The organism is Iamia sp. (genome assembly GCF_035575815.1).
Taxonomy (GTDB): Bacteria; Actinomycetota; Acidimicrobiia; order Acidimicrobiales; family Iamiaceae; genus Iamia.
On sequence record NZ_DATLXO010000005.1, the window covers coordinates 1 to 2408 of the forward strand.

Genomic DNA, 2408 nt, shown 5'->3' on the forward strand with positions numbered 1-2408 from the left:
GGGGTGGAAGGTCAACGGCGCCGGCGGAGCGGGAGGCACCGTCACCCTGCTCGGCCCCGACGACCTCGAGGCCGCAGCGCGACTCCGTCGGGCTCTCGCCGAGGCCGACCCACGATGGCGGGTGCTCGACCTCACCCCGGCGCCCGGTCTCCGGGTCCGCGTCGCCGGATGATCGGGTGCACCATGTGGCGGTCGCGGGGTCGTCGAGCGTCGGGAGGTCCCGCCGTCTTCGCTGTTCCGGCTCGTCCCCGAGCACGTTGCCTCGCGCGTGATCCTCAGCCTCGCCCGCTCCACCGACACCGTGCTCGACGAGCTCGGCCGATTGGCCCGGGGCCTCCCCGTTCCCCCGGTGAGCATCGTTGTCTTCGGTTCGTTCGCTCGCCGTGAGGCCACCGTCGACAGCGACATCGACGTCGTAATGGTGCGCCCGAGCGGTGTCGACGAGGACGACGAGCAGTGGGCGGATTCGATCGAGCAGTGGCGCACCGATGTCCGACGGCTCACCGGCAATCCCGTCGAGGTGCTCGAGGTGAGCAGCGACGAGGCCGCGTCACGCGTGGCGGGCCGGAGCCAGCTGTGAAACGAGATCCGCGGCGACGGTCGCGTCGTGCACGGCGCGAGCCTCGACGAGCTCACGAGCGTGCGCGGTGCCTAAGCTAAGCCACCGCGCACCAAGCCCGTGTCCGCGGCCAAGGTCCGCTCGTACGCGAGCAAGGCCGAAGCTACTCGCGGTCGTCGGGCACGGTGTGGGGGAGGCGGGCCTGGGCGGCGTCGTCGGAGCCCACGCGGGCTCGACCCCGCCTGCGGCCGAAGCGGCTGCGACCGTTGTCGCTGTGGGCGTAGCTGGCGGCGTAGCCGTAGCCGTCGCCGTAGCTGTAGGCGTAGGCCGCGGATTCGTCGAGTCCGTTGAGCACCGCGCCGATGAGCGGGGCGTCGACCTGGCGGAGGACCTCCATGGCCCGGGACAGGTTGCGCTTGGTGGTGTTGTCGACGCTGGTGATGAGCACGGTGGCATCGGCGGTGCCGGCGATGATCACGGCGTCGGACACCGGCAGCAGCGGCGGGCAGTCGATCAGCACGTAGTCGGCCAACTCGACGAGCGACCCGAGCATCGTCGAGGCGGCCCGGGTGGAGAGCAGCTCGGAGGGGTTCGGCGGCGGCGGGCCCGAAGCGACCACCGAGAGGCGGAGCACGTCGGGGATGTCGATGATGGCGTCGGTGATGTCGACCTCGCCGAGGATGGCGGTGGTGAACCCCACGCTGTTGTCGAGGCCGAAGAACTGGTGGAGGCGGGGGCGGCGGAGGTCGCAGTCGACCATGATCACCCGGTTGCCGGCTCGGGCCAGGGCGACGCCGATGTTCGACAGGGTGGTGGTCTTGCCCTCCGAGGCCGAGGCGCTGGTGAACTGCACGAGGCGGATGTCGCGGTCGATGCCCATGAACTGCAGCGAGGTGCGCAGGCCGCGGTAGGCCTCCGCCGCGGGTGAGGTCGGGGCTGAGACCGACACCAGCTGGGGCCGGGCGTGGTCCTTCCACCCCTCCACCAGCGGGATGAGGCCCAGCACCTCGAGTCCGCCGGTGAGGGTGTCGAGGTCGTCCTTGGTGCGCACGGTGTCGTCGAGGTAGTCGCGGAGGAACGCCAGCCCGGCGCCGAGCAGCAGGCCGAGCACCAGGGCCACCGAGGCGTTGCGCACCGGGTCAGGGGCGAAGGGGGACCCGGGGGCGACGGCCTGGGAGACCACCTGGCCGCCGCCGATGCGGGTGGTGTTGACCGCCAGGCGCAGCTCGCCCAGCTGGCTGCTGTACTCGTTGCGCTGGGTGGCGAGGGAGACGCGCTGGGATTCGAGGGTGGCTTGGGCGGCGTCGCGCTCGGTCTCCTGCGCTCGGGTCAGGTCGTCGGGGGCGGCGTCGACCTCGGCCTGCAGGTCGGCGACGACCGCTTCCTGGTCGGAGATCTGGGTGTCGATCTCGGTGAGCTGGCCTTCGAGCACCTCGGCGGCCTCGGTGAGATCGGCGATGTTGGCCTCGCGCCGCACGTCGATGAACGTGGTGGCGTACGCGTTGGCCTCGCGGGCGGCGCGCTCGGGTGCGGTGTCGGTGGCGCTGATGCTCACGACGCTGGTCTCGCCCTTGGTCGCGATGGTCACGGTCGGTGTGTAGCCCAGCTCGTCGCGCACGGCGTCGCGCACCAGACGGGAGCGCATGACCTCGATCTCGGTCTGCACCCGAGATTGCCGGTCGACGGAGTTCGTCTGCTGGTCGGGGTTGAGGATGGCATCGGAGGCTCGCTCGTCGAGCAGCACCTCGGCCGAGGCCCGGTAGACCGGCGTCTGCAGGAACGAGTAGGCGAGGGCGACGAGCACCACGGCGATGGTGGTGAGGATGATGATGAGCTTCCGCCGCCGCAG

General features: G+C 71.2%; 2 protein-coding genes. One reads left to right on the forward strand and one right to left on the reverse strand.

All coding sequences use genetic code 11. The features are described 5' to 3' along the window. Positions 1 to 268: 268 nt before the first annotated feature. Complete coding sequence (locus tag VNL12_RS00220) at positions 269 to 580, forward strand: nucleotidyltransferase domain-containing protein (protein ID WP_325590466.1); 312 nt, start codon at positions 269 to 271, stop codon at positions 578 to 580. Between the two features lie 142 nt (positions 581 to 722). Here the strand turns inward: VNL12_RS00220 and VNL12_RS00225 are convergent. Continuing rightward, the coding region (locus VNL12_RS00225; protein ID WP_325590469.1) for a polysaccharide biosynthesis tyrosine autokinase at positions 723 to 2408 on the reverse strand (1686 nt) is incomplete at its 5' end.